This window comes from Acetobacter indonesiensis, from assembly GCF_000963945.1.
In the GTDB taxonomy this organism is placed as follows: Bacteria; Pseudomonadota; Alphaproteobacteria; order Acetobacterales; family Acetobacteraceae; genus Acetobacter; species Acetobacter indonesiensis.
This window is the reverse complement of record NZ_BAMW01000024.1, coordinates 96,016-119,478: the sequence shown is the minus strand read 5'-3', so window position 1 is coordinate 119,478 and position 23,463 is coordinate 96,016. Positions and strand designations below refer to the sequence as shown.

At 53.9% G+C, this 23,463-nt stretch carries 22 protein-coding genes and 2 pseudogenes; 12 read left to right on the top strand and 12 right to left on the bottom strand.

The features are described from left to right. The 4 genes and pseudogenes from Abin_RS15630 to Abin_RS08095 form a co-directional block, all read left to right on the top strand. Positions 1–218 (top strand): hypothetical protein (locus tag Abin_RS15630; RefSeq protein WP_219810480.1); only part of this gene is annotated, 218 nt, incomplete at its 5' end. Between the two features lie 174 nt (positions 219–392). Continuing rightward, positions 393–1,109 carry an IS6 family transposase gene (locus Abin_RS08105; protein WP_048845835.1) on the top strand — a complete coding sequence of 239 codons (717 nt, stop codon included), beginning with the start codon at positions 393–395 and terminating at the stop codon, positions 1,107–1,109. A gap of 47 nt (positions 1,110–1,156) precedes the next feature. Further along, positions 1,157–1,774: pseudogene (locus Abin_RS08100) on the top strand (transposase); the annotation flags it as partial. A gap of 652 nt (positions 1,775–2,426) precedes the next feature. Beyond that, positions 2,427–2,723, top strand: a pseudogene (locus Abin_RS08095) (helix-turn-helix domain-containing protein). Between the two features lie 90 nt (positions 2,724–2,813). Here the strand turns inward: Abin_RS08095 and Abin_RS08090 are convergent. The 5 genes from Abin_RS08090 to Abin_RS08070 are packed head-to-tail and all read right to left on the bottom strand — an operon-like array spanning position 2,814 to position 9,945. Beyond that, positions 2,814–4,175, bottom strand: coding sequence for an MFS transporter (locus Abin_RS08090; RefSeq protein ID WP_456303696.1), 1,362 nt, complete (start codon positions 4,173–4,175; stop codon positions 2,814–2,816). Beyond that, positions 4,172–7,255 carry an efflux RND transporter permease subunit gene (locus Abin_RS08085; protein WP_048845831.1) on the bottom strand — a complete coding sequence of 1,028 codons (3,084 nt, stop codon included), beginning with the start codon at positions 7,253–7,255 and terminating at the stop codon, positions 4,172–4,174. The genes Abin_RS08090 and Abin_RS08085 overlap by 4 nt, the downstream gene beginning before the upstream one ends. A gap of 5 nt (positions 7,256–7,260) precedes the next feature. Next, the gene (locus Abin_RS08080) at positions 7,261–8,418 is read right to left on the bottom strand and encodes an efflux RND transporter periplasmic adaptor subunit (protein ID WP_048845830.1); all 1,158 of its coding nucleotides are present in this window, start codon (positions 8,416–8,418) and stop codon (positions 7,261–7,263) included. Beyond that, entirely contained in the window at positions 8,415–9,656 is a 1,242-nt protein-coding gene (locus Abin_RS08075; RefSeq protein ID WP_084593538.1) for a TolC family protein, read from the bottom strand. The genes Abin_RS08080 and Abin_RS08075 overlap by 4 nt, the downstream gene beginning before the upstream one ends. A gap of 22 nt (positions 9,657–9,678) precedes the next feature. Beyond that, positions 9,679–9,945 carry a metal-sensing transcriptional repressor gene (locus Abin_RS08070; RefSeq protein ID WP_048845829.1) on the bottom strand — a complete coding sequence of 89 codons (267 nt, stop codon included), beginning with the start codon at positions 9,943–9,945 and terminating at the stop codon, positions 9,679–9,681. Between the two features lie 497 nt (positions 9,946–10,442). Here Abin_RS08070 and Abin_RS08065 point away from each other — a divergent pair, with 497 nt between their 5' ends. The 4 genes from Abin_RS08065 (at position 10,443) to Abin_RS08050 (ending at position 12,698) form a co-directional block, all read left to right on the top strand. Beyond that, positions 10,443–10,949, top strand: coding sequence for a hypothetical protein (locus Abin_RS08065; RefSeq protein WP_048845828.1), 507 nt, complete (start codon positions 10,443–10,445; stop codon positions 10,947–10,949). A gap of 131 nt (positions 10,950–11,080) precedes the next feature. Continuing rightward, positions 11,081–11,323 (top strand): type II toxin-antitoxin system RelB/DinJ family antitoxin, encoded by a 243-nt coding sequence (locus Abin_RS08060; RefSeq protein ID WP_045543213.1) that lies wholly within the window; start codon positions 11,081–11,083, stop codon positions 11,321–11,323. Beyond that, positions 11,320–11,610 (top strand): type II toxin-antitoxin system RelE family toxin, encoded by a 291-nt coding sequence (locus Abin_RS08055; RefSeq protein WP_048845827.1) that lies wholly within the window; start codon positions 11,320–11,322, stop codon positions 11,608–11,610. Before Abin_RS08060 ends, Abin_RS08055 begins: the two co-directional genes overlap by 4 nt. A 2-nt stretch (positions 11,611–11,612) precedes the next feature. Further along, on the top strand, positions 11,613–12,698 hold the full coding sequence (locus tag Abin_RS08050; protein ID WP_048845826.1) for a Fic family protein: 1,086 nt from the start codon (positions 11,613–11,615) through the stop codon (positions 12,696–12,698). A 12-nt stretch (positions 12,699–12,710) separates the two neighbouring features. Here the strand turns inward: Abin_RS08050 and Abin_RS08045 are convergent, their stop codons facing one another. From Abin_RS08045 to repC, 3 genes are all read right to left on the bottom strand, one after another. Beyond that, entirely contained in the window at positions 12,711–13,757 is a 1,047-nt protein-coding gene (locus Abin_RS08045) for a Fic/DOC family protein (protein ID WP_048845825.1), read from the bottom strand. Further along, on the bottom strand, positions 13,754–14,047 hold the full coding sequence (locus Abin_RS08040; protein ID WP_048845855.1) for a hypothetical protein: 294 nt from the start codon (positions 14,045–14,047) through the stop codon (positions 13,754–13,756). The genes Abin_RS08045 and Abin_RS08040 overlap by 4 nt, the downstream gene beginning before the upstream one ends. Positions 14,048–14,199: 152 nt before the next feature. Beyond that, positions 14,200–15,519: a plasmid replication protein RepC gene (gene repC, locus Abin_RS08035; RefSeq protein ID WP_048845824.1), complete on the bottom strand. Its 1,320-nt coding sequence runs from the start codon at positions 15,517–15,519 to the stop codon at positions 14,200–14,202. 70 nt (positions 15,520–15,589) lie between these two features. On the opposite strand from repC, the gene Abin_RS08030 reads away from it, so the two are divergent. Next, complete coding sequence (locus tag Abin_RS08030; RefSeq protein WP_048845823.1) at positions 15,590–15,889, top strand: hypothetical protein; 300 nt, start codon at positions 15,590–15,592, stop codon at positions 15,887–15,889. 396 nt (positions 15,890–16,285) lie between these two features. On the opposite strand, the gene Abin_RS08025 is transcribed toward Abin_RS08030, so the two are convergent. Beyond that, positions 16,286–16,564: a DUF2312 domain-containing protein gene (locus Abin_RS08025; RefSeq protein ID WP_048845822.1), complete on the bottom strand. Its 279-nt coding sequence runs from the start codon at positions 16,562–16,564 to the stop codon at positions 16,286–16,288. Between the two features lie 338 nt (positions 16,565–16,902). Here Abin_RS08025 and Abin_RS08020 point away from each other — a divergent pair, with 338 nt between their 5' ends. The 3 genes from Abin_RS08020 to Abin_RS08010 all read left to right on the top strand — a co-directional run bounded on the left by Abin_RS08020 (position 16,903) and on the right by Abin_RS08010 (position 18,876). Then, positions 16,903–17,211, top strand: a complete 309-nt coding sequence (locus Abin_RS08020; RefSeq protein ID WP_146867667.1) for a conjugal transfer protein TraA — start codon at positions 16,903–16,905, stop codon at positions 17,209–17,211. A gap of 250 nt (positions 17,212–17,461) precedes the next feature. Then, positions 17,462–18,265, top strand: a complete 804-nt coding sequence (locus Abin_RS08015; protein ID WP_255319335.1) for a thiol:disulfide interchange protein — start codon at positions 17,462–17,464, stop codon at positions 18,263–18,265. After that, the gene (locus Abin_RS08010) at positions 18,262–18,876 is read left to right on the top strand and encodes a hypothetical protein (protein ID WP_048845820.1); all 615 of its coding nucleotides are present in this window, start codon (positions 18,262–18,264) and stop codon (positions 18,874–18,876) included. The genes Abin_RS08015 and Abin_RS08010 overlap by 4 nt, the downstream gene beginning before the upstream one ends. A 381-nt stretch (positions 18,877–19,257) precedes the next feature. On the opposite strand, the gene Abin_RS08005 is transcribed toward Abin_RS08010, so the two are convergent. Genes Abin_RS08005 through Abin_RS15835 form a run of 3 tightly spaced genes read right to left on the bottom strand, consistent with a single transcriptional unit; the run spans position 19,258 to position 23,456 of the window. Next, positions 19,258–19,653, bottom strand: coding sequence for a hypothetical protein (locus Abin_RS08005; protein ID WP_035379645.1), 396 nt, complete (start codon positions 19,651–19,653; stop codon positions 19,258–19,260). A gap of 25 nt (positions 19,654–19,678) precedes the next feature. Further along, on the bottom strand, positions 19,679–22,072 hold the full coding sequence (locus tag Abin_RS08000; RefSeq protein WP_048845819.1) for a DotA/TraY family protein: 2,394 nt from the start codon (positions 22,070–22,072) through the stop codon (positions 19,679–19,681). Between the two features lie 7 nt (positions 22,073–22,079). Continuing rightward, entirely contained in the window at positions 22,080–23,456 is a 1,377-nt protein-coding gene (locus tag Abin_RS15835; protein ID WP_255319336.1) for a hypothetical protein, read from the bottom strand. Positions 23,457–23,463 lie beyond the last annotated feature (7 nt).

Sequence of the window (23,463 nt, the reverse complement as noted above, 5' to 3'; positions counted from 1 at the left end):
TCTGCGGGCTGATAATACTCAATGAGCCAGCCGATACATCCACGCGCGGCCCGGGGACTTCCGCGCCATTCAGCGTCAATGCAACTTGGTATTTCTCAGCATACTCTTATTGGCTGTTATTAAAATTTTACCGGAACAAATCCGGACTTATCAAAGCCAACATGATGCTCATCAAAAATATGGTTCAATTTTTGCCAGTAAAGTCCGTCATCTTCTGACACCTTCCACTCATCCCAGAAGGCTTGCCCCTTATTAGACAAAAAAAACTGATAAGTTGACCATATAGCCCCCCCTTCTATGAAATTAGGAGAGTGTGCTGCCATCTGGGGCTCTGTTGCAAAGTTGGTGCCCCTGTTTGAAACCGCTTTCTGTTTTGGTGTGGGGCACTGCGGATGAGCGATTTCAAGGGACGACATTTCCGGGGTGAGGTGATCCTGTGGGCGGTGCGTTGGTATTGCCGCTACGGGATCAGCTACCGGGACCTGGAAACCATGCTTGCTGAACGTGGCGTGAGCGTTGATCACTCCACCATTTACCGCTGGGTTCAGCGCTACGCGCCCGAGATGGAAAAACGCCTACGCTGGTATTGGAAACGCCCGGGCTTTTCCCGCAGTTGGCGGGTTGATGAGACCTACATCAAGGTCAAAGGGAAATGGACGTATCTCTATCGGGCGGTCGATAAGGAGGGCGATACGATTGATTTCTATCTGTCACCGACCAGGAACGCCAAGGCTGCCAAACGTTTCCTGGGCAAGGCAGTGAGCGGACTGAAGGACTGGGAAAAACCAGAGACGATCAACACGGACAAGGCCCCGGCCTATGGTATCGCGATCAAAGAGCTAAAAAAGGACGGTAAGCTGCCAGGCACAATGCAGCATCGTCAGGTGAAATACCTGAACAACGTGATCGAGGCCGATCACGGCAAGCTCAAGCAGTTGATCAGGCCAGTGCGCGGTTTCAAAACGCTGAAAACCGCTTACGCGGCAATCAAGGGTTTCGAGGTCATGCGCGCCTTGAAAAAAGGGCAGGCTCAGCTCTTCCAGTTCCAGAAAGGCATCATGGGAGAAGTGCGCCTAATCGAAAGGCAGTTCGGGGTCTACACTTACTAAAAACCCCGAAAATCAGGTCCGCTTCAACTCTTGCCCGACTTTGCAACAGTGCCAATGAGGAGAAGGCCGATCTGCGGGAAGGACGGATCCCACAGGATTGGCAGGACAAGCCGTCAAAGCTGTCCCATAAAGATCGTCATGCGCGATGGACGCTGAAGTTCACGAAAGCAAAGCGTCAGGATGACGGGACGATCCCGTCTACGGATCTCGCTCTCCCTTTCTTTGGCTATAAATCGCATATTTCCATCGACCGGAAATTTCGGCTGATCCGCAAATGGAAGACGACGAATGCCGCTGCCAGCGATGGCGCCAGACTACGTGAGGGGCTTCTTGATCGCAGCAATACGGCGTCTGATGTCTGGGCAGATACAGCCTACCGCTCAAAAGCCAATGAGGACTTCATGGAAAAGCATGGCTTTGTCTCGAAGGTTCACAGGAAAAAGCCTCATCTCAAGCCCATGCCACGATATATCCAGAAATCGAATGCAGGAAAATCTGTTATCCGGTCGCGTGTCGAGCATGTCTTTGCCGATCAGAAATCACAGACAGGACTGTTCATACGAACTGTTGGCATAACGCGAGCCACCATGAGGATCGGGCTGGCCAATATCGTCTATAATATGCGTCGCTTTATCTTCCTGGAGCGGATCAGTGCGACCGCGTAGCAGTTCAGCGCGGGTAATATCTCCACACGGGCCAAAACGCAGAGAAAAATTTACCCTGACAACCATCAATCAAAACGTCATAGCCCTGAAATCAGGAAACAGGAGTTCAAAAAAACGGTTCTTCGATCCCTCCACCTTCTTTTTCCGGGTGCCAACCTACTTGCGATAAATGGAAAAAACGTATGTAGATTTTACGGCAGAAAACTCCTGATTTTTGGTATATAGCTAAGTTGCTGGACTGCTGTCGGGCTAAGCAACCGTTATTAGCTTCAGCCTTCCAATTCATGCGTCATTGACACAATGTTTGCTGAAAATGTCAAAGTTGCAAACCGTTGTCGAACTGCCTGAATTCATAAAACGGGCAAAAGACCTGATGTCAGACGACGATCGTATGGCTCTGATTAACACGCTCGCGGCTATGCCAGACTCTGGAGTGTCGCTAGGGGGCGGCCTGCGAAAGATTCGTTTTGCACGCGAAGGTAGCGGAAAAAAGGGGAGGGTATAGAACTCTTGATGTCTTTGGTGGGAGACATATGCCTTTGTTGCTACCGACTGTCTTTGCCCAGAGCGAAAAAGACAATCTTTCCCGATCCGAACAGGCTGCTCTGGTAGACTTGAGTAAGACGCTGATTGCGAAATATGGAGAACCATCATGAGCACTTATGATAGCATTCTACAGGGGTTAAATGAGGCTCTCGCATATTCGGAAGCACAGGTACAAAACAGCGTTACCCATAAGGTACGTGTGCAGTCTGTGAATGTTGCGGCCATCAGAACCCGAACGGGACTGTCCCAGGCACAGTTTACCAAGAGCATCGGTGTCGCGAAGGGAACCCTATTGAACTGGGAACATGGTCGTCGTCAGCCAACCGGGCCAGCTTAGGTCTTGCTGGCGATGTTAGATAAACGTCCATCGTTAGTCAGCGAGCTGCTCCCTGCCGCTCGCTGACTAAGTGGTATAGTAGACGCTGATTAAAGCAGCTGCTTTGGGAGGACTGCCGCAAGTCCGCTTTCCGATCAAAAACGCAGAATACCGATTTTATTTTTTCTGGTTACGAGGCCACGCTGTGTGAGTGTCGTCGATTACATAAGGATGCGTGTGCTGCCCGCCATCATCACTCTGGAGATGCGGATCATCCTTTGAAAGAAGATCGTGGTCATGTGCCAGAGTGTCGGGATCATGTCCGGGCCAGACGAGTGAGGTACCGATGGCAGCGCTAAGGGTCATCAGACTCAGCAATGAGGCCGAGACAGGCAGACCATAGGCAGCACCGACACGCCCGGCGAGCGGATAAGCAATAAGCCAGCAGACGTGTGAAAGGGCAAACTGGGCAGCAAACAGTGCCGGACGATCTTCCGGATGCGCTGAACGGCGCAACAGACGACCGGTTGGTGTCTGGGCAGCGGAATACCCGATGCCGAGCAAGATCCAGATCGGCAGGAGCCACCTGTAAGAGTGCAGGAAAATCGCGAGAGCAGATCCGGCCACAAGGACACTTGCGCCTGCGAGCATGACAGTGCGATCGGCAAAACGATCCAGGATGCGTGGAAGACCGAACGCTGCCAGCATCGAGCCGCCGCCGAAACAGGCAAGCGCCAGTGCCGTCGCACGCTGATCCAACCCGAAACTGGCCTGCACGTAGACCACAGTGTTCACCAGAACAATCGAGGCCGCCGCAGCCACGGCGAGGTCGATGGCAAGCAGGCCGCGCAGGCGTGGTGTCGCAAGATAGAGACGTATGCCGCGTGTGGTACGTTCGTAGATGCCACGGGGCTTCGCCGGTTTGGGGCTCGGTAGAACCACAGAGACGACAAGCATCGCAGAGCAGAGAAAGCCAATGGCTGTCCCGACAAACAGGACGTTGAACGGGATAACTGTCAGGAGGGCTGCCGCCAGCAGCGGGCTGACCACGCTTTCCATGTCGTAGGCGACACGGGAGAGCGAGAGCGCGTCGGTATAGTCGCGCTCGTCGGGCAGAATGTCGGGGATCGTGGCCTGAAAGCTCGGCGTGAAAGCAGCGGAAGCCGATTGCAGGATAAAAATCAGGATATAGATTTCCCAGACAGCGCTCACGAACGGCAGGCAGAGTGCTACGGCGCATCGCACGAGATCAAGCGACACCAGCATGGCGCGTCTGGGCAGGCGCTCCGTGAACGCGGCGGCGATTGGCGCGACACCCACATAGGCAAGCATCTTGATGGCCAGAGCCGTTCCCAGCACCGCTCCCGCGTTCTGTCCTGCGACGCGGAACGCCAGCAAGCCAAGGGCAACGGTCGCCAGACCGGTGCCGACCAGGGCGATGATCTGCGCGCCGAACAGATGCCTGTAGGTGCGATGGCGCAGGACAGTCAGCATTGGAGTTCGTTCCTCGGCATTGTTTTTGCAAACAGTCATTTTCATGACTGGACGGCGTCGCTGGACCTGCGCGTGCCTCGTCCGAACGCCAGTGCATAGAGCGACGGAAGCACGAGCAACGTCAGAAGCGTGGACGACATGAGTCCGCCAATGACGACGGTCGCCAACGGGCGCTCCACCTCAGCGCCGGCGCTACCGGAAAATGCCATCGGGAAAAATCCGAGGCTCGCCACCGATGCGGTCGCAATGACCGGGCGCAATCTGACACGGGCCGCCTCGAAAGCGGCCTTGGCCGCATCCATACCTTCCTGTCGATAGTTCGCAATCTGCGACATCAGGACGACGCCGTTCAGAATCGCGACCCCGAAAAGGGCAATGAACCCGATCCCCGCCGCAATGCTGAACGGCATGCCGCGCAGCACCAGCGCCACGATGCCTCCCGTCGCAGCAACAGGCAGATTGACGAAAACCAGCGCAGCCATGCCAAAGGATGACAGCGCTGCGACCAGCAGGCCGAAGATCAGCGCGAGCACGATCGGCAGGACGACGCCCAGCCTGTGCATCGCGGATTCCAGATTACGGAATTGTCCTGACCAGGCCATACGGTAGCCTGGCGGTAGATGCACCTTGTCCGTTACAGCCTTGCGCGCCTCGGAGACGAAACTGGCTACGTCGCGACCCCGGACATTGGCCTGAACGATGACGCGGCGCCGCAGACTGTCGCGATCGATCCGCGATGTCCCATTAAGGATCGAAATGTGGGCCACATCCCCCAGCAGAACCCAGCCGTTGCCGTCAGCACGGCGAACCTGCAAGCGGCCGATCCTGTCCGCTGACCGGACGGCATCATGTACGAAACGCACCTGCGTCGGGATGATCGCCTCATCAAGCGTCACTGTGGTTCCTATGCGGCCACCCACGGCTTCTATCGTCTGGAGAATGTCGGGAACCGCGACCCCCAGGCGAGCCGCCGCATCACGGTCGACATCGACATGCATGTAGGGAACCGTGCCCTCGCCAGCCGACGTGACGTCGGCGGCACCTCGCACGCTGTTCACAGCTGCGACTGTCTCGTCCGCGAGACCGGACAGGGTTTCAAGGTCATCCCCGTAAATCGAAATAGCCAGCTGTGTGCGTACACCCGAGAGCAGGTCGTCCATCCGCATCTGGATGGGCTGGGTCCAGGAATAGTCGGCATCTGGCAGGCGTTCAGCCAGGGCTTCGCTCATTTTCTCCACGATGCCCGCCTCGGTACGGGCCGTCTTCCATTGTCCGCGCGGCTTGAGAAAAATGAACGTATCCGTCTCACCCGTTCCCATGGGATCCGTCGGGATTGCCGAGGTGCCAGTGTTGCTGACAACTGTTGCCACGTCCGGAAAGCTCTTGAGAATGCGTTCCTGTTCCGTCACGCCCCGGACGACAGTGTCAAGGGAAGCGCTCGGAAGACGCATCGATGTCACCAGAAGCGCCCCTTCATCGAGTTGCGGCACGAATTCGCCTCCCAGACGGGTAGCGAGAAAGACTGCAATCATGAATGCACCCGCCGTGATTGCGATCAGCAGACGTCCATGATGCTCGCTCCAGGCCAGGGCGGGTTCGTAATAACGGCGGATGAAACGCAGGAAACGTGTCTCACGGTCCTCACCGCCGAAGCGCATCACGAGAGCTGCCACTGTCGGCACGCAGACGATGCAGTAGAGAAGTGACGCCACCAGAGCCATGATGACGGTCTGTGCCATGGGGCGGAACATCTTGCCCTCGATCCCTTCGAGCGTAAGGATTGGCAGATAGACAAGAATGATGATGAGGATCGCAAAGCTGACGGGTCGAATGACGACGGCCAGGGCACTTCGCGCCAGATCCCTGAATGTGCGCCGGTCACTTGCCTTGTCACTGGTTGCCAGGAGGTGCTCCACGACAACCAGTGAGCTGTCAACAATCATCCCGAAATCGATTGCGCCCAGACTGAGCAGATTGGCCGAGACGCCAAACCAGCGCATGCCCGCCATGGCGAAGACCAGGGCAGCCGGAATGACCGAAGCGATGACGATTGCGGCACGCCAGTCTCCGAGCACCAGAACCAGCACGACGACGACCAGTCCCGCACCCAGAGCCAGGTTTTCCTTGACGGTTCCGATCGTCTCGGACGTCAGGGTTGCTCTGGTGTAGAACGGGTCGAGCGTCACGCCTGCTGGCAGCGACTTCCGAATACCTGGTAGCGCCTCATTGATCGCGGCCAGTGTCGCGTTCGAACTGGCGCCATTCTGCATGAGGACAACGCCGTTGACGATTTCTCCCTGACCATCCCGTGTCACGGCGCCGAGCCGCGTCCGCGCGCCGGTCTCCACAACGCCCATGTCGCGTACGCGGATGACATGGCCCGCTCGCCCCATCTTGACGGGGATCGCGCCAAGGGCGGCGAGGCCTCCGACGCGGGCTCGGGCGACGATGACCTGTTGCTCGTCCTGGTGTGCGATCCATCCCCCGCCGGCAGACGCATTGTTGCTGTCGATCGCCTGCATGATGTCGCGAACCGAGACCCCGAACGCAATCATCCGGGATGGATCGAGAGTGAGCTGAAACGTCTCCTCCGCGCCGCCATTGACGTTGACGTCTACGACGCCGGGAACGAGCCGCAGTTGCGGCACGACAGTCCAGGTCATGATCCGGTTGAGATCCATCAGCGAGTAGCCGTCGCCCTTGATCTGGATCTGCATGATCTCGCCCATGCCAGTGGCCAGCGGCCCCATTGCGATGGAAATGCCCGGCACCGAGATCGCGTCTCTGGCAAGAAGAAGACGTTGGCTTACACGGCTACGATCGATCTCAATGTCGGTCGAATCGCCAAATTGCAAATAAACTGCCGAAACGCCTGTGCGGGAAATGGAACGCAGATCAACGACGCCGGGTATACCCGTCAGACTGGATTCCAGTGGGAAGGTGATGAGGCGTTCGACCTCTTCCGTCGCGAGACCCGGCGCCGTTACGGAAACCATGACCTGCTGCGGCGAAATGTCTGGAACGGGCTCTACGGGCAGTCCAGGAATCGTCAGCAGACCACCGATGAAGAGTGCTGCGACAAGTCCGAGCAGCATGAAGGCATTTCTGCGAATGAACTCGAGCATGGTTCTCAGCCACCGCTCTCGTCTGCCAGCAGCGCCGTGCCCTTGAGAGCAAAACTGCCTGCTGCAACCACCCTGTCTCCAGACTTCAGGTCGCTCTGGATGACCGCCTGATCGTCCGTCGCCAGCAGGACGCGAACCTCATGAGCACGGAACTCATCTTTTCCATGAGGAGTATAGACGATGCTGTGGCCGTCGATGTCCTGGAGGGCGGCTATCGGGACAATGATGCCCGAAACGCCACGTGTCGTTTCGAGCTGCGCATCAAGCATTTCTCCAGGGCGAAGATCGCCGGAACGGTTGTCGACGACGCTGACGACACGTAACAGCCCGGTAGAGGGGTCGGCCATGCCGTCGATCGTGCTGATCGCCGCAACGACCGGTGTTGCGCCCTCATTTCCGGCGGGCCGCGCGGTCATCCGACCGCCGATGGCCAGTGTCGCCGCCTCCTGTGGTCGCACCTGGGCTACGATCCAGACCGTCGAAAGATCCGTCACCACGGCAACGGCTTCTCCTGCCGTAACGTCGGCCGCGATAGCCGTGTTCAAATTTTGTACCACACCGTTGACGGGCGAGATCAGACGCGAGTCCTCGCCATGACCGATCGTCTCCGTAACGGATGTGAACTCCTCGGTCAGGCGATGCTCGATCGTTCCGATATCGGCCTGACGTGCCGCAAGCGCGGCGTCAGCCTGCTGTCTTGCGGCAAGTCGCTTCTGGACTTCGCCAGCCGAGACCGTGCTGCCACTTAGGTCCCTCCCCCGTTGGTACGCTATACTAGCTTCGGCAACGGAGGCCCGCGCCGACATCAACGCGGCCCGCGCCTGATCCCGCTGGAGGTAGAGTTCGTGCAGCGTGTGATCCGTGTAGGTGATCATGACCTGCCCCTGACGGACGTGCTGGCCGGGTGTGATCGACACATTCGTGACCTTCCCGCTGCCTGCCGGCCGAATGACGATGGAGCGCGCCGTATTGCTTGTCACCGACGCCATGGCTGGAATGGTTGCCCGCAGTTCACCGGAGTGTATCGGAACAATGACGAGTTTCTCACTCTCCTGCCCATCGACGGCGAGATGCACGGGCCGTAGCCAGGCGGGGGTCTCAGCGTGGGCGGCAGCCGGTGCAGCCGCCAGTATAGCCGCCGCCAGAATATCTCTGGTTTTCAAGGAAGGGTTCCTGTAGAAATGCCGATGCGAACGATGGCGCTGGACCAGGCCACCTCGGCCTGATTCAGGGCAAGAAGAGACCGCCAGGCATCGGTCCGGGCGCGCAATGCTTCGATGAGCGGGGTTTCGCCCCGCATCCAGGAATGTTCCATGGCGTCTGCACGTTGCATTGTTTGCGACGCACTGGTACGCGATTGAAGAAGGGCCTCACGCGTTCCGGTCAGGCGCGCCATGACCTGGCCAAGCTCGTCATGCACGGCCCTGCGGGCCTCGATTTCGGCGCGATCCGATGCGGCAACCCTGTCGCGCGCTGCTGATATCTGTGGCGTGTTCGTCACATCACTGGGCAGCGCCACGCGGATATTCACACCGACCTGAGTGGCCCATGGGCTGCCGTACTGTCCCTGATCAATCGCTCCAACCCCGACTTCCGGGTTGGGCATGTAGCTGGCGCGCGCCAGACGCATCTGTTCTTGCGCGGCCATAACTGTGCGATGCGCAGCCTGTACACGAGGATCTCGCTCCTCGATCTGTCGCGTATCGCCCATCGGAATGCGGTTGAGCCAGCGCGGATCAGCCGCCATCAGATCGGGTACGCCCGCAATGCCCAGCAACGTTCTCAGGCGGCCCACGGCATCGGTTCTTGCCGTCTCTGCCATCGCCACTTCGCCACGAGCATCGGAAAGCTGGGCCGTTACGGCCTGTAACTCCACGGTACTGATCTCACCACGCGCCTGAGCGCGGGCAGCCAAAGCAACGATATGTTCGAAGGACTTCACGAGAGCGCGTCCGACAACGACGCGGCGTTGGGCCAGAACTGTCGTTCCCGCTTGCTCAAGAACGCGAACCGCAACAGCCATTCGCTCGACATCCACACGCGACAGCGCCGCCCGTGAATCCGCCTCTGCCACGCGCTCCGTCGCGGTGCCCTGACCGGGCAGCCATAGAGGCACGGACACACCTCCTTGCCAGGTAATGTATCCAAGATTCGTTCCTGCCGCGCGATCGTCATAATAACTGCCGGTCAGGATCGGCCCGCCGGCGAACCACGATTTAGCCGCCTCCGCACGAGCGTCGGCGGATTGGGAATTGGTGGCGAGTTCCCGGCGTACCGGATCGTTAGCCCAGGCGGCGGTCAGCGCATCGCGGAAAGAAATTCGTGGGTCGTCAGTTGCATGTGCGACTGAAGTCAGGCCTGCCGCGAAACTGACGCAACAAAGCAGAATTTTTAACCGCATGTTTGCAGTCACGTTCAGGATCTCAAAAGTATTTTGTGAGGAAAGAGAATTCCTGCATGGCTTCTTCTCTGCTCATTTGGCCGTCGGCGATGGCGTCAATAATGCAATGCTCAAGATGATCCTGAACCAGAAGCCGCTTGGCATTGCGAACGGTGCTTTCGATTGCTTCAAGCTGCTGGGCCAGATCGGAGCACGACCGTCCTGCATCCATCATGTCCATGACTTTTGCGAGGTGTCCGTACGCTTGCTTGAGACGCCTTTTGATCAGCGGATGGGTTTCATGTGCCATGCATTATTACCTACCCTATAGGGGAGGGTATTGCAAGCGCATTTATGCCTTCAGGTATTATTGATCAAATCTGTCCGCAGGAGTCCGCTTAGCGACGGCATAATTACGAAAAATAAGGTCCGCTATGAGGGTGACTGCGGAATGTCTGGGTCTGTCGGCATCGTTAGTGGAGTTTCCGTGCATCAAGGGAATTTATTACTATCTTCTGGTTCCCAAAATCCTTCCTTTTCCGTGTGCCAGACTACTTGCGATAAATGGTATTATCGCAAGTAGGTATGGGGAAGGGGGCTGTTTTTAATAAAATGACGTTCTTTGAAGCTAACTGCTTTATAGAGTAACTCGGACCCATGTTTCTGGAATAACAAGTGCTACAGGCCCAGAACATTACTGTTGTTTTGAGAAGCAATAACCCCATAGAATACGCCTCGCTGCACTGGCGGACTTTCTGTTAGGCAGGTCTCAAATGAGTTATATGTTCGGTTATTCGGAGAAATTCTATGTATTCGAATGAAAAAAGGCTTCTAACTTGGGCCGGTGTTCCTGCTGGTTTTGGCGGTCTTATTGCCGCGTGGTGCGTATTTACCAGCGATCTATCATGGTCTTTGGTGTGCGCGTGGCCTCTATATGTTGCAATCACGATCATGACTATCAGCTCAATGCTGCTTGTCGTCGATTTAGACGGTTACACTCCGTTTTCGGAGCGTGTGAGAATTCTATCTACTGACCCTATTTTTACCCCCTTTGTCGGCACAATCGTGTTTGCATCTTTGTGGAATGTGATCTCTCAAGGCTTTGCATTTTGGAAGATACACACCACGGTTTACCCGCCGCTCATCAGTCAGATCACCAGTCTGGATTCAAAGTTTCTGCATGAGCCGATATGGGGCGATCTGACCTGGTGGGCATCTGATGCCTTCCTTAAATACCCTACTTATGTCGCTCTTGGGATTGCTGCACTGCATCTGGGAAGGATGGGCTATCTTCTATATCAATTTCGGAGATAATTCATAATGGCCTTGATCAGGTCGTTAGGTGGCTTTTTTATTCACCGGAACGATCTGGTCACAGTCCTTATTACATTGCCTTTACAAACGTAAAGGCATAAATAGGTGATGTGTTTGTTGGAGGACACATCATGGCTTCAATTAACCTGCGCATCGATGACAGTCTGAAGAAAGCGGCCTACGATCGTCTGTCAGAACTCGGCGTAACCCCGTCTGACCTTATTCGCCAGACATTTGAATATGTCGTCGCCACAGGCAAGCTCCCCGTCCGTCGCACTGTTGTATCGGATGACGATCTGGAGCTCCTTGCCGTCGTTCGGGAGCGCCTTGCCTCGCCTGAACCGTCTATTCCAGTCTCATTGGACGATTTGTGACCCGCTACGCGCTCCATTTCGACCCACGGGCCAAACGCGAATGGGATAGTCTGGACGGAAGCGTCAAGATCCAGTTCAAGAAGGCACTGGCCAAACGGCTGGATGAGCCTCATGTTGTATCAGCAGAACTGACAGGTGACCTGAGGAGTTGCTATAAAATCAAACTTCGGGCTTCAGGATACCGCCTGGTGTATCAGGTTCATGACGGGAAACTCATAGTGCTGGTTGTTGCGATTGGACGCAGGGATGCCAATGAGGTTTACGACGATGCAACCCGCCGCGTCTGAGCATGTTCCGGATAACCTCAGTCAAACCTCCTGACGGTAAGTTATACGAAAGTCTCACCCAGACTGGACTAGCCATAGGCAGACTTGATCAGCGCCTGCGTCATCATCCTCTCCTCCCTGCAATCCTGTTTCGGGAGCGGCTGGAAGCTGCAAGAGCCTGTGCAGCAGTTGATGGCCATCTCATAGATCCGTGGCGGTTGGCGGCAGAACTGGAAGGTTTGAGATCAGTACCGCTCGGATGTGATATGTATGAACGTGGAACGTCAGTTGACGCCCTTCATGCTGCATTTGAGCAATATCAGTGGTTGGTTATGCCAACAGATAGGCAAAGCAACGCCATAGAAGAAGCTTCAGGTTGGCTTAGCAAGTATACTGTCAGCTCAGGCCCTCTTCTTGGCGCTGCCAGCGCCTTTCATGCCTGGATAGAAGCAGGACATACTCGTGCCCCGATGCGGGCCGCTTTGATCCGCCACTGGCGCCTGACCAATGTTCTTCATTTTCCGCTCCCCCTTGTTGGAGCCAGATCCTTCGTACCTGAAGCACCTTGGAGCCCAACAGCATGGCTCCCTTTTTTCCTGAACTGCCTGAATGAAGAGATCGCGGCCGTTGAGGACCGCACACGGGCTCTGGAACAAAGCTGGCGTCAGGCCAGATTAAAATCAGGTGGCCAGCGTCGTACCTCCCGGGCTGGCAAGGTCATAGATCTGCTTGCAGCCTATCCAGTAGTCTCGGCAACACGCCTCTCAGCCGAGCTCGGCCTGACGCTGAAAGCTGCCTACATCTATCTGGAACGTTTTCTGGAAATGGGGCTGATCGTTGAAGTCACGCATCGCGCAGCCCGACGTCTGTTCGCACTGAAAGATCTGGAACCTCTCCGCGAGATCGTCCGTCCTCCCAAAAGGCCTCAACCTGGCAGGAAACGTGGGCGACCGGGGAAAAAAGAAAGTCAGGAAACCTGTCCTCCAGATGAGAACGTGGACATGCGGCCGGTAGAGCCGGTGCCCACGTTTGCTCCCATCAATTATGAGGAACTGGAGCGTGCGATAGATCACGCAGAACGTCTCATTAGACGCCATCGGCCTGATTAAGTTCAGCAGGAACTAGCCAAACTGCGGGCCACGTGATTTTGGGCTATTTGGCTGAGGGGGTGTTTCTTCCGGCCCAGAAAGCTTCTGACTGGCACGATTGAACCACGATGCTGGGGATTGTGTCTGTTGGGAATTCATACCCTGCACCGCTCGCTGATCGTCACGCAAGTCAAGACTACGCACGGCAGCCCGCCCGAGGGCGTAAATGGCGTCACGCGCAGAACCGTCGCGTCCTGGGAGAACGGTCAACTTTTCAATGCCCGCCTTTTGCGCTTGATCGATATGACGCAGAACGGCACCAACCTGCGTGTCGCTTTCGAGAGCTTTCAATTCTCCCCGTAAGCCCCTGAGTTCTTTCAATGTGACACTATCTGCCTGGCCTGCGTTAAGTGTTCTGGTGGCCGCATCAATCCCGGATTGCAGCTCGTGGCGTGCTGGATCACGGAGCGACAGAGCTTCACGACGCGCCTGGTCGGGCGTCATTGTTCGGCCAGACTTAAATAACGTCGCGATAGTATGCATCATAAGACGCTCGTCATTGACTGCGGCTTTGCCGCTGGCTCTGTTCCATTGATCGTGATCGAGTTGGCTGAGATCAAAATTATGACCGGCGTTCCGAGCAAGGTGTGAGAGATGAAGCAGGGTGACCTGCTGGTTTCCTTGCCGAAAAGGCAGGATTTTATCCAAAGCGGCAATATGGGTGGCAGCTCCCCGCGCAAAGCGGTCAGAAGAGAGATCTCTCAAACCATTATTGGCTTTCAGGTTTTGGAATACGCCTTGAACCGACTGGGAAATCCGGTCGGGTTGAAGACCTTTCCGACCACCAACAGCAAGGTCGCACGTCCGGTACTGCCCAGCCCAGTCGTAGACATCCTGAAAGAGATGATGATGCAAATCTTTAAGGGCGGACGTCGAGTTGGTGTCCGTGGGCATGGTTATCGCACGGCTTAGATACCGGGTTGCTTCAAAAATGCGAAGACGATCAGCATTCTGATAGCCCTTTTTGTTCATGAGGACATCAGTGCCAGGGTAGAGATAGGGATCCTTGACAGGCATCATTCATCTCCTTCCGTTGGAATGACGTCCGTCTCTTGTTCTTCAAGCAGCCTATCGAGCAGATCTGAAAAAATATCAGCCGGCACTCGGGCATTTATAAGGATCGTCAGCATTAATCGTAATTCTCCCACATGTTTTAGGGAGTCATCGTGTTGTTTGGCGGCTGCACTAATCGCATCCTGAACCAAAGCCTTGTAAAATGACGTCATTTCGACAGAAACGGGTTCAAACCTTAGGGTTGCCAGTTCGTCTCGATAACGCTCGACCCGTGGAAAGCGTGTTGGTTCAAGCATGGTGCCCTCGGTCCTCCCGGTTGTGCCGAGCGAAGGGGGAAACAGATCCCTTATCGTCTGCATCGTATGATCTCCTACGATCAGGAGTCAGCCTGAGCATGATGCGACCAGAAACAACTTTTTGCTTGAGCCTGAAAACACCTGACCGACGTCTATTGCACGATTGTCGGACCGTTTTTCAGCTTCTCCGCCAGCCCGTAGAGCGTACGATCCAGTGCGAGTTGACCCGACAGGTAGCGCGAAATCATCGCACGGAGCAGTCCTCCCGGTGAACGGACCTCTCCTGCATCTGTCCGTGCTGCAATTGCGGCGATCACCACTGCATTCGGATAATCCCCAAATACAGCTTGCCCCTGTGCCCAGGCATGTCTGGAAATTCCCAGTTGTTCGCACGCATAGAGCGCTGCCTGGATGATCTGCGTCTCGGCCGGCTTATCGGAACTGCAATATTGACGGAAAATCGGGGCAATATGCAGCACGAATGTCGGCTTGGCCCGGAATCCCCTCAATGGATCCGCCACAGAAGGGGGTTGTATCTGGTGTTCTGTGACACGGGAAGACGAGGACGGCCGACTACGCGTAGCTTCAATGCAATTTTCGGCGAAGCCGTCTGCTTTTACAGTAGCTTTAGCTAATGTGGATGGGTTTGTATTAGTATATTGGGGTCGCTCAGGTGACCCCATGGGGTCACTTTCCACAGATAAAAGAGAAGAAGCTTTGGTCTCCTCAGATGGATGTTCGACCTCTTGAAGATACGAAATGTCCCTCTCCAGCTGGTCGTGCAACTGGCGTAACTCCTGGCATATCGGGTCAAGCCATTGAGGATCGCGATCTGTCCCACGCTGACCGACCAATGCAGAGGTGCGAGCGAGTATCTGTTGTCTGTCTTTTACCGTGAGCCCTGCCTCATCAGCCGTCTGGAAAAGGGCATAGATAGTCCTGGCAATCATCGTGACTTCGCGATGCAGACGGCGACCTTCCTGTTGCCGCCACAGTGCCGTTTGTGCCGCGCGTTCCAAATCCTCAAATCGGCGAGTGAGCGGAGAAAGATCAAAACCGTAAGCCTGCTGTCCCCTTGGAGCAAATGGCCCTGATCGCCTGTACCGCTGACCGTTGGGACTATCCCGGTAGAGAAGCCACCCTGCTTCGGCAAGTTCGCGCAACAGAGTTTTGACGCGGGTTCGGCCGAGATCAAAGCGTTGCTGTATATCCAGATTAGAAGCCGTCGAGACGGGCAGAACATCATCCTCACCTGACCAGTCGGCAGGTTGGGTAAATGCGATCAGATAACAGAGCAGTTCTGTCTGCTGGCATGTCAGGCCGAGAATCGACCGTCCCTGACGCAAATAGCGATAAAGGTCGCTCATTTCCACGGCCTGCAGCGGTAGGGCCTCAGCTGTTGTACGCGCAGCAACCATGGCAGGCGTGATTTTTCTGATACCCGCAGACCGGGTATAACTTTCTGTTATCATTATTCTTTTTGTCCGACGAATGGGATAAAAACCCCCGTCGCGCTCCTGACCCGCAGGACAAACGTTCCCTATGGCAAGAAAAGACTTGCAATTTTACGGCAAATGTCGGAGAAAAATTGTCGCCAAACGTTTTTTTTCCGACATCCCCTTGGGAATGTTTTTTGTGTCTGCAGGCCTCGCGAAAGCGGGGCCTCAGTCGTTTTTGGGGGAAACTATGTCATGGCTCATTCTTCCTCTCAGTCATATTGATGAACCAGACCGCACTGGCTGGCCTTATCCATCACCTCTTACATATTCCTCACTACACGATCTTTTCCTTTCAATAGGAAAAGCCGATGCAAACGAGACCTTTGGTTGGCTCGCCCACTAGGTGCTCGTCATGCGACAGGATGCACAATCAAGATGCGACCAACCACAAGGGCATAAATGTTTGAGACTGATTCCACAACAAACAGCACCACTATTTGTGGAAAAACAGACATTTATGCCCAGAAAACCGGGGCTAGAAGGATCCCTAAAGGGAGTCGTGGAATAACAAATTCCACCCGCCGCCGCCCACCGGATTCTTGCGACATGGATTCCGAAAGTTCACAAATCAAACCTTCTAGTCAAAACCAGAAATGGCGGTCCAGTCGCGGTTTTCGGCCACACTGGTTGTCGCAGGATCCACTCCTCACATGGGTTTTAGCTCCATAATGGCCGTAGCAAGGGTCAGGTTGCTATATTGAGGATTAAGCAGCCGAGTTTGTGGTCAGGAGAAACAGGCTCACATGCTGAGAGCGCGCCGGTAGATATCGAGAAGCGTTTCCTGTTCTTCAATCTCCGCGGGCTCCTGCTTACGCAGGCGAATAATCTGTTTGATGGTTCTGACGTCAAACCCGGCTGACTTTGCTTCGGTGAAGACATCTTTGATATCGGCAGCAAGTGCTTTGCGCTCTTCTTCAAGACGTTCAACTCGTTCTATAATTGAGCGCAACCGATCAGCTGCGATACCGCCTACCTGCGTATCTGAATCACTTTCCTGATTTTCGATGGTAGCAAGCATATTTTCTCCTCCTCACGTTATGAAGAAAATGTGCAGACCAATCATGCGACCGAACAGAAAGAAAATACGGCGCTACTATGATTGATTGTGACAGAAATGACACATACTAAACTCTTAGAAAGTTTAGCCATTCACGGTTACGTGTACTGGGGTTTCCAGACATTTATGAAAAATGGTTTATTTAACTGCGCATTCAGTAATAAACCGTAACATTTTCGTTGCGGGAAGGAAGTGTTAGTCAAAAAACGATAATATCAGGGGTATTTTTTATGCATGGGGAGTTCTACCGAAGTATTGCGGATCTGGCTCCACTATTAAAGGAGGAACTACCTTCCTGTGTGCGTGATGCAATCTTGTTCCTAGAAACAAGTATGTGCCGTTCGGTGCCTGGTTTACCTTATCCAATTTGTATTGGCTCAAAAGCAGTACAAGTTATTTATCCGCAGCAACATTGGGGATATCTCATCAAAGCGATCAGACGCTATCGTCGCTCTGCTTCTGTTAACGATCGTAAGTTGATTACACGTTTCATGAAAATCATAAAACCACTACTACCAGAAGAAACGAGTGAGCCTGTTAGCTCAGGCCCTTCTATGATCGCCACAAGAATAGAAATAATAGAAAAAAAGCATTCGGTCGCATCCTGACCCGATAAATTTTCTCCCAACATCACGTTGGGAGAATATCGTGCTACGTTTTTATCCGCTTGCCCTTGCTGTTACACTGGTCGTTCCGACCTTCGCCTGTGCGCAACAATGCGCTGTCGCGACTGATGGCAAAACTGAATCTCCGGCCACAGCAGTAACCCCTCCCCCTGCACCACACAAAGACACACCTGATACAGAAGATGCCTTAAAGCACCTTACAGGTTCAGGTGCTCGGCTTTCTGGGCAAGGTGTGTTTCATGGTTTTGAGACCGGTGTTGCGTACACCCCAGATCGTGTCTTCGTTTATTTCATGCCTAAAGATCGTAGAGGCGTACTGGGCGGCACAGCCATCCCAGTGCCGTATGATACTTTGCGATCTCTTTCAGGAAAGCGAGCAACAGATCTCGAACCTTGGCAAGGTATCCGGGGGATGTTTCTGCAGAACGGAACACATTTTCAGGTAATCTATGCCACGCCTGATGCTCAGGCCGCTATAGCAGGCTCGCTCTGGGACGCATCCGGACGGGATATCACCCGACAACAGATCCAGCACATCCCAGGAGCTGTTCCCACTGTGCATATGGACAATGCACAGATTACTCAGACCGCTCTTGCTTCTTTGCATGGTGGGGAAGTTGGCTTAGCTTCTGCTCCCTCTGCAGTGATGTTGATAGATCCACAGTGCATGTACTCTATCCGGGCGGCTCAAAATCTTATGCCGTTAGTCCAGTCTGGTAAACTTCATCTGAAAGTCGTGCCCCTTTCAGTTCTTGATTATGAAGATCGCGGTGAAAGCACCCTCAATGCCAAGGCCATGTTGTCCTATTCACCTCAGGAGATGGTACGCGCCTGGATCGACGGCCATTTACATGAGCGGGCAGACTCACCTTCAGCAGAGGCAGCAGGCCAACTTGAGTCGAATGGGGCTTTTGCAAAGAGCATTTCCTTGAAAGGAACCCCAACATTTCTATGGATCAAAAAAGACGGGTCACTGGGCCGATTTGAGGGCAACCCGACTGATAAAGAGTCCTTTGTGCGGGAGCTGAGCAAATGAGCAAAAAAGACAACCCGCCGCCTCAGACTGCAAAAAAAGGGATCATCCGGACCTCGGTTAAAGTAGCCACCCACATCACAGGCTCTCCCGCGGAAGCTGTTGGATGGCGGCGTATAATAAGTAATTTCAATGTCATCAGGTTACTTTGGACAATTCTAAAGTTATCTGCGCGGCCAAATCCCGAAGAGACTGTAAATGGCAAAGGGCAGGAGATTTTAGACCGCCCTGATCAGGCCGATGTTGTCGGCCAGCAATTGCCCAGCATTCGTCAGGCTGTTTCATATAGTCACCTCAGTGATCAAGATCTGGCACTTGTGATCATGAGACGGCAGAAAGAGACCTTTATTCGCGCCTATAGTGCTGGACTGATTGCCACAGTTCTGTTTGGGCTGTGGGCATTGGAAATGATTTTTTTTCCGTGGACAGGGAGCCGGCTTCTCTCCTCCATTGCGTTCCTACCTTTCCTCGCCCTTCTCGGATCGGTCTCTTTGTGGAATTGCTCACTGAACTGGCAGTTACGGACTGGACAGATCGCAACTTTCAGACAATTCATGGATAGAGCAGAGAGTATTTTTCCCCGACTGCCCATAATGAAAGGGCCGCTCAAATAGAGCGGCCCTTTTTATTTACCAAGTTCCTGGTGGGGCGTTCCGGTCGCCACCGCTTGCTCCTGTCGCCCAAGGCGAATGTTCATAATCCTCCCGGCCGGTATCGTTACGTGTATCCGTAGGTTTCACGATGGTGCCTTGGCGATTGTAAACTGGTGGTGCCCAGATAGCTCTTGCAGAGCCGTATGCTCCGTTGGGCTCATAATACAAATTATGGAGCTTAGGGGGCTTCGGACCATGGGCGCGGGACGCCGATTCAACGTTTCCCCCATCACAGGCACTCAAACCTAACATCAGGGCAATCGGAAGATAAAAATAAGACCGCATTGTCTTCTCCATTATGGTGGATCTGACGATGCGGCCTCATCATGCGACAAGAAACAGCTATGTGGAGGGCGTTTCTTTGGTGCCAGTTTGCTTGCACAACCTGACATGGCGCCGTGTAATATCGAACAAACGATCATCGAGCATAACGGCATGTGCTTTCGCAGCTTCAAGCTGTCGTTTCAGTTCGTCATTCGCCACATTTGCCGCTGATAACTGTTCTTCAAGATATTTTTGCTTCTTCTCTTTTTCTGCAATACTCGCTTCATACTTTGCAAACTGTTGGCGGGCTGTGTCTACATCTTTATTATGAGCTATTTCCAATTCATGATAAGCATCACGCCATGTCCGCTCACCACTCATCTTGCGTTTGAAGGCCGACGAAAAAGCAGCATCGGCCGAGGCATTTCGTCCCAAGGCGTAAGCGAAGAGTGCACCAAAACCTGACTCAGACATTAGCGATCTCCTTTCTCATCCTAAGTTACGACGTTTTGTTCATTGTAGTGTCTATACCAATAGCGCCGGTATGACCAATTCCACCAGATAATTTTTGTTTATTGCCCGCTGGAGGTACGTTCTGGCTGCCATGGTCGTTAACATTTGGTCTCAAAGCGTCCTGCATTTTTTGCATCGCGCCGGCCATACCAACCGCAGCAACATCCCTGCTAAACGCATCAACATCAATTCGCTCTCCACCACCAAAACCAAGGATTTGTGGAACACGGTTCGGGATGATTGCGATCAATCTGAACGATGCAAGTGCGAGGATCATGTGGAGCAGTACAAACATCCACACCAAAAGGAGCATGCCCAGAAAGTTGCTGACCAGCCAACCGTGCGAGAGCGCAAATCCTGCTGCAACACCAAATGTCTGATGTACCAGCCATGACATGGCATCAAACACAAAGTAGCCAAAAAACAGGCCAAACAGCATCAGGGTCGGTCTGAACACTACATCAAACAGGAGCGCATAGCCTTGACGTGCGTTCCCATGCAGACCTTCTCCATTAAGTGTCATGTGCGCCAGCATCCATAAGGGTGCTGCCACAACAGCTTCACACACCAGAATGAGCCAACTGGCGATGCCAGCCATCCACATAACATAGGGAACCATCGGGAGAACAAAAGCCAATGTCAAACCTGGTATCAACATGGCCATACAACCAAGCATTATAGGCGTTGAGAAAAACTGCATCGCTATGTGTCCAATCCCGGCCGCCACTGCGCCCTCAGGCTGGCCTGCCATCAGGGATAGAATGCCAGTGCCGATTGTGCCCGCAGTCGAAGAAAGGACAGAAGCAGTCCCCATGGTCGTAACAGATATCGTAATCAGCCAATGTCCCAGCGACATCAGGTTCCCAAAAGGATCAATCCAGTAGCCTCCAGTACCTGATGGTTCCATAAAGCCTATCAGCATCTGGAGTGCGTAGTCGTTAAGATGCAGCGCACGGAAGAGCTGCGTGACTGTGCTTGAGCCATCGCCACCAGGCATGGCCCCTGAATAGAGATCGCTATTACCTCCCGGCGCACTCAGCCCATCAGTGGTGTCAACCATGGCATCAATATTGCCAAGAAAGGTATGTGCCGACTGGATAAGAGGCGCTACGTCAGAAGAGAGTGCAGAACCAAGCCCACTATAACTGGGAGTTGTGACATTCGGGGTGGCTGTCATGAGGCTCAGGGTCTGACCATTCAATCTGGCAAATTCCAGATAATAGGCCCCTGCCCCAGACCAGCCCAGACTATCCAGCCGGTTTGCCGTGTTGGTCGCATCTCCGTTCGTACCAAGCCCCCATTGGTTTAAAGTGGTTGAACGGTCGCTGACTGTTTTTTCCAGATCAGAGCGCATCTGCGCCGCTTTCTCAGTCAATCGTGACGTGTAATCATTTGTCGCAGTTGTCACGATATCCAACAGTGGGGCGAGATCCTGCGTCTTCTTGGACATCCAGAAATTACGGGCAACAGTTTCCACCTGCCCGCGGATATCTGCCGCAAGAACAGCATCAAGAACATTCCGCTGCATTGTCGCTGTGTCTACGGATACACCAGCAAGGTTGGTCTTTCCCATTGCCGGTGTTTCAAGGTTGATGGCACCACAAGTGGGAGTGCCATCACCTAAAGTCATGTTGTAGGCATAGTTGACAACAACCCCTGCTGAGTTCCCTGAAATGCCCTTGATTGTGCGTCCTACTGGGATGGGGATAAGATCGGGATTGTTCGATGCAGCATTGAGCAGAGATCGGCAGAATTCGTCTTTAACAAGATTAAGAACGATACCCTTTGTGCCCGGAACAATAGGTGTCGCGATGGCTTTTCCATCCGGCCCTATAGCTTTCACAGCATAGTGATAGATGGTCTTTGCCATACCAATGGACCAGAGAGAGCCCTGAACGACTACAGCCTGCCCCCCACCAAAACCTGATACCGTTGGAAACATCATCAATGCAGCCAGTCCGATCTTAACAATCGACATCTGGGATTGATTATCTCCCAATAATTTTGCTGTCTCTGCGCCCCGAAAGTTCGTTGTAAACCACAGGTAAGTCACCCAACCTGCTGCGATCACGCCAGCAAACGCGGAAAGCCACGCAAGCATTGTGCCAATGACGGTATTTTCGGAACCAATAGAAGAATCACCAGATGAGAATACCGGAAAAATAGATCGCACCACCACAGCAGCCCAATCGTTTCCCGGATCCAGCAGATCCCAGGTGACTGTATGAGATCCGGATGCATCTGATGAAGAACCCGCAGCGGAATTCTGGGTCGTCCCCCCAGTAACAGAACCTGTCTGAGCTAACGCAGATGGGAGGTATGCTATTAGTCCGAGCACCATAATCGCTGATGCCAGAACCCTTCGGAGCGTCTTAGTCATGGTTTTCTCAGCCTGGTGACATTGTTGGGCCACTTGTCGGTGCGGCGCGAAAGATTGAAGCAAGGGTTTCGGCTGCCTTTTTGACCAGCTCCTTAGTTTTTTCGCTAAGTTCCTCTATCATTGAGGTGCCTGGTTTGGTTCCGGGCAATCCTTCAGCTTCCTTACCTATCTGGGCGTCAATCTGTGCAAACCGCTGTTCAACGCGGGCTGTTGTTCCCATCGATTCTGAAATTTTCTGCGCCGCCTCCCTTCCTTTTCCGTAGGCCCCAAGCTTCTCGGCTGCGCTTTCGAGATTACTTGCGAATGCCTGATTATTCTCTTTTTCGGAGACGAATTGCCCATGGAGGGATTCATATCTCCCACCAGGTTTCATTTCAGATAGTACGGCTGACATCCCGCCAGGGTTGTTTGCTGCTGCTTCAGCGATCGCGGCCATAATGCTGGAACCTGGTCCCTGACGCAGGGCTTGCATAGCTTCCACTGCTTCTGAGCCCAGCTGAGCCGTGCGATCCATATCTTTCTCAGCTCTTGCGGCGTCATGCTGGCTGCTCTTCTCACGCGCTCTGTCGAGCCATCCTGGGGAGAGAGAACTGGGTTCTGCTTCAATTTTACTAGCTAAAGCGCCTGCAAGCCGGGAAAAGCCGCCAACGAGCGCCGCGCCCATGCTCATCTTCTGCACCACGGGTTGCTCTGGCTCGGTCTGTGCGTCAGGCTCTGGCTTTTTCGAACTAGCGTTCTTATCGCCGCCTGCTGGATCTCGTGGTGCTGCCCCTTCAGTATTAGGTTTAGCACTATCAGGCTCCTGTTTCGGACCAGTCTGACTTGATGGTGACCCATTGCCTTCCGATTGCCCTCCTCCTGGAGACGGATGGAGACCCGGTTTCTTTACTTCCTCGGTTTGGGGTTCAGCGGTAGATGCGGATCCAACAGTCTTTTGGGCCGCCTCTACCGCACGGCTTAATTTTTCAACCGAAAACTGAAAGTCGGGATGCTCTGGATCAGCTACTCCAGAGGTCATATCATCAACCACCCCTCTTATCTGATTTACCAGCCTTTGATCAGTCAACGATGACGTGCTGGCTAGTAAATTCTGTAATTCTTTTGACTTTATTTCTGGTGACTGAGTGGCCCGTTCCGCCATTTCTTGGGAGAGAGGATGGTTATCTGGCAGAACTTGACCAACAACGCGCGAGAAATCCTGTACAGCGTAGGCAACATCATTACGTAGATAAGGATTGTCTTCTGGATCTTGTGAAACTCTCTCTTTCAGGCGCTCGAAACGTTGAGCAACATCAGGTGCATGTTCACGCACGATGTCTTTCGTCCGCTCCAAATAGTCAATGACGCTGGCAAGATTGTGGATGGGATTCATGGTGTCAGACATAATCTTC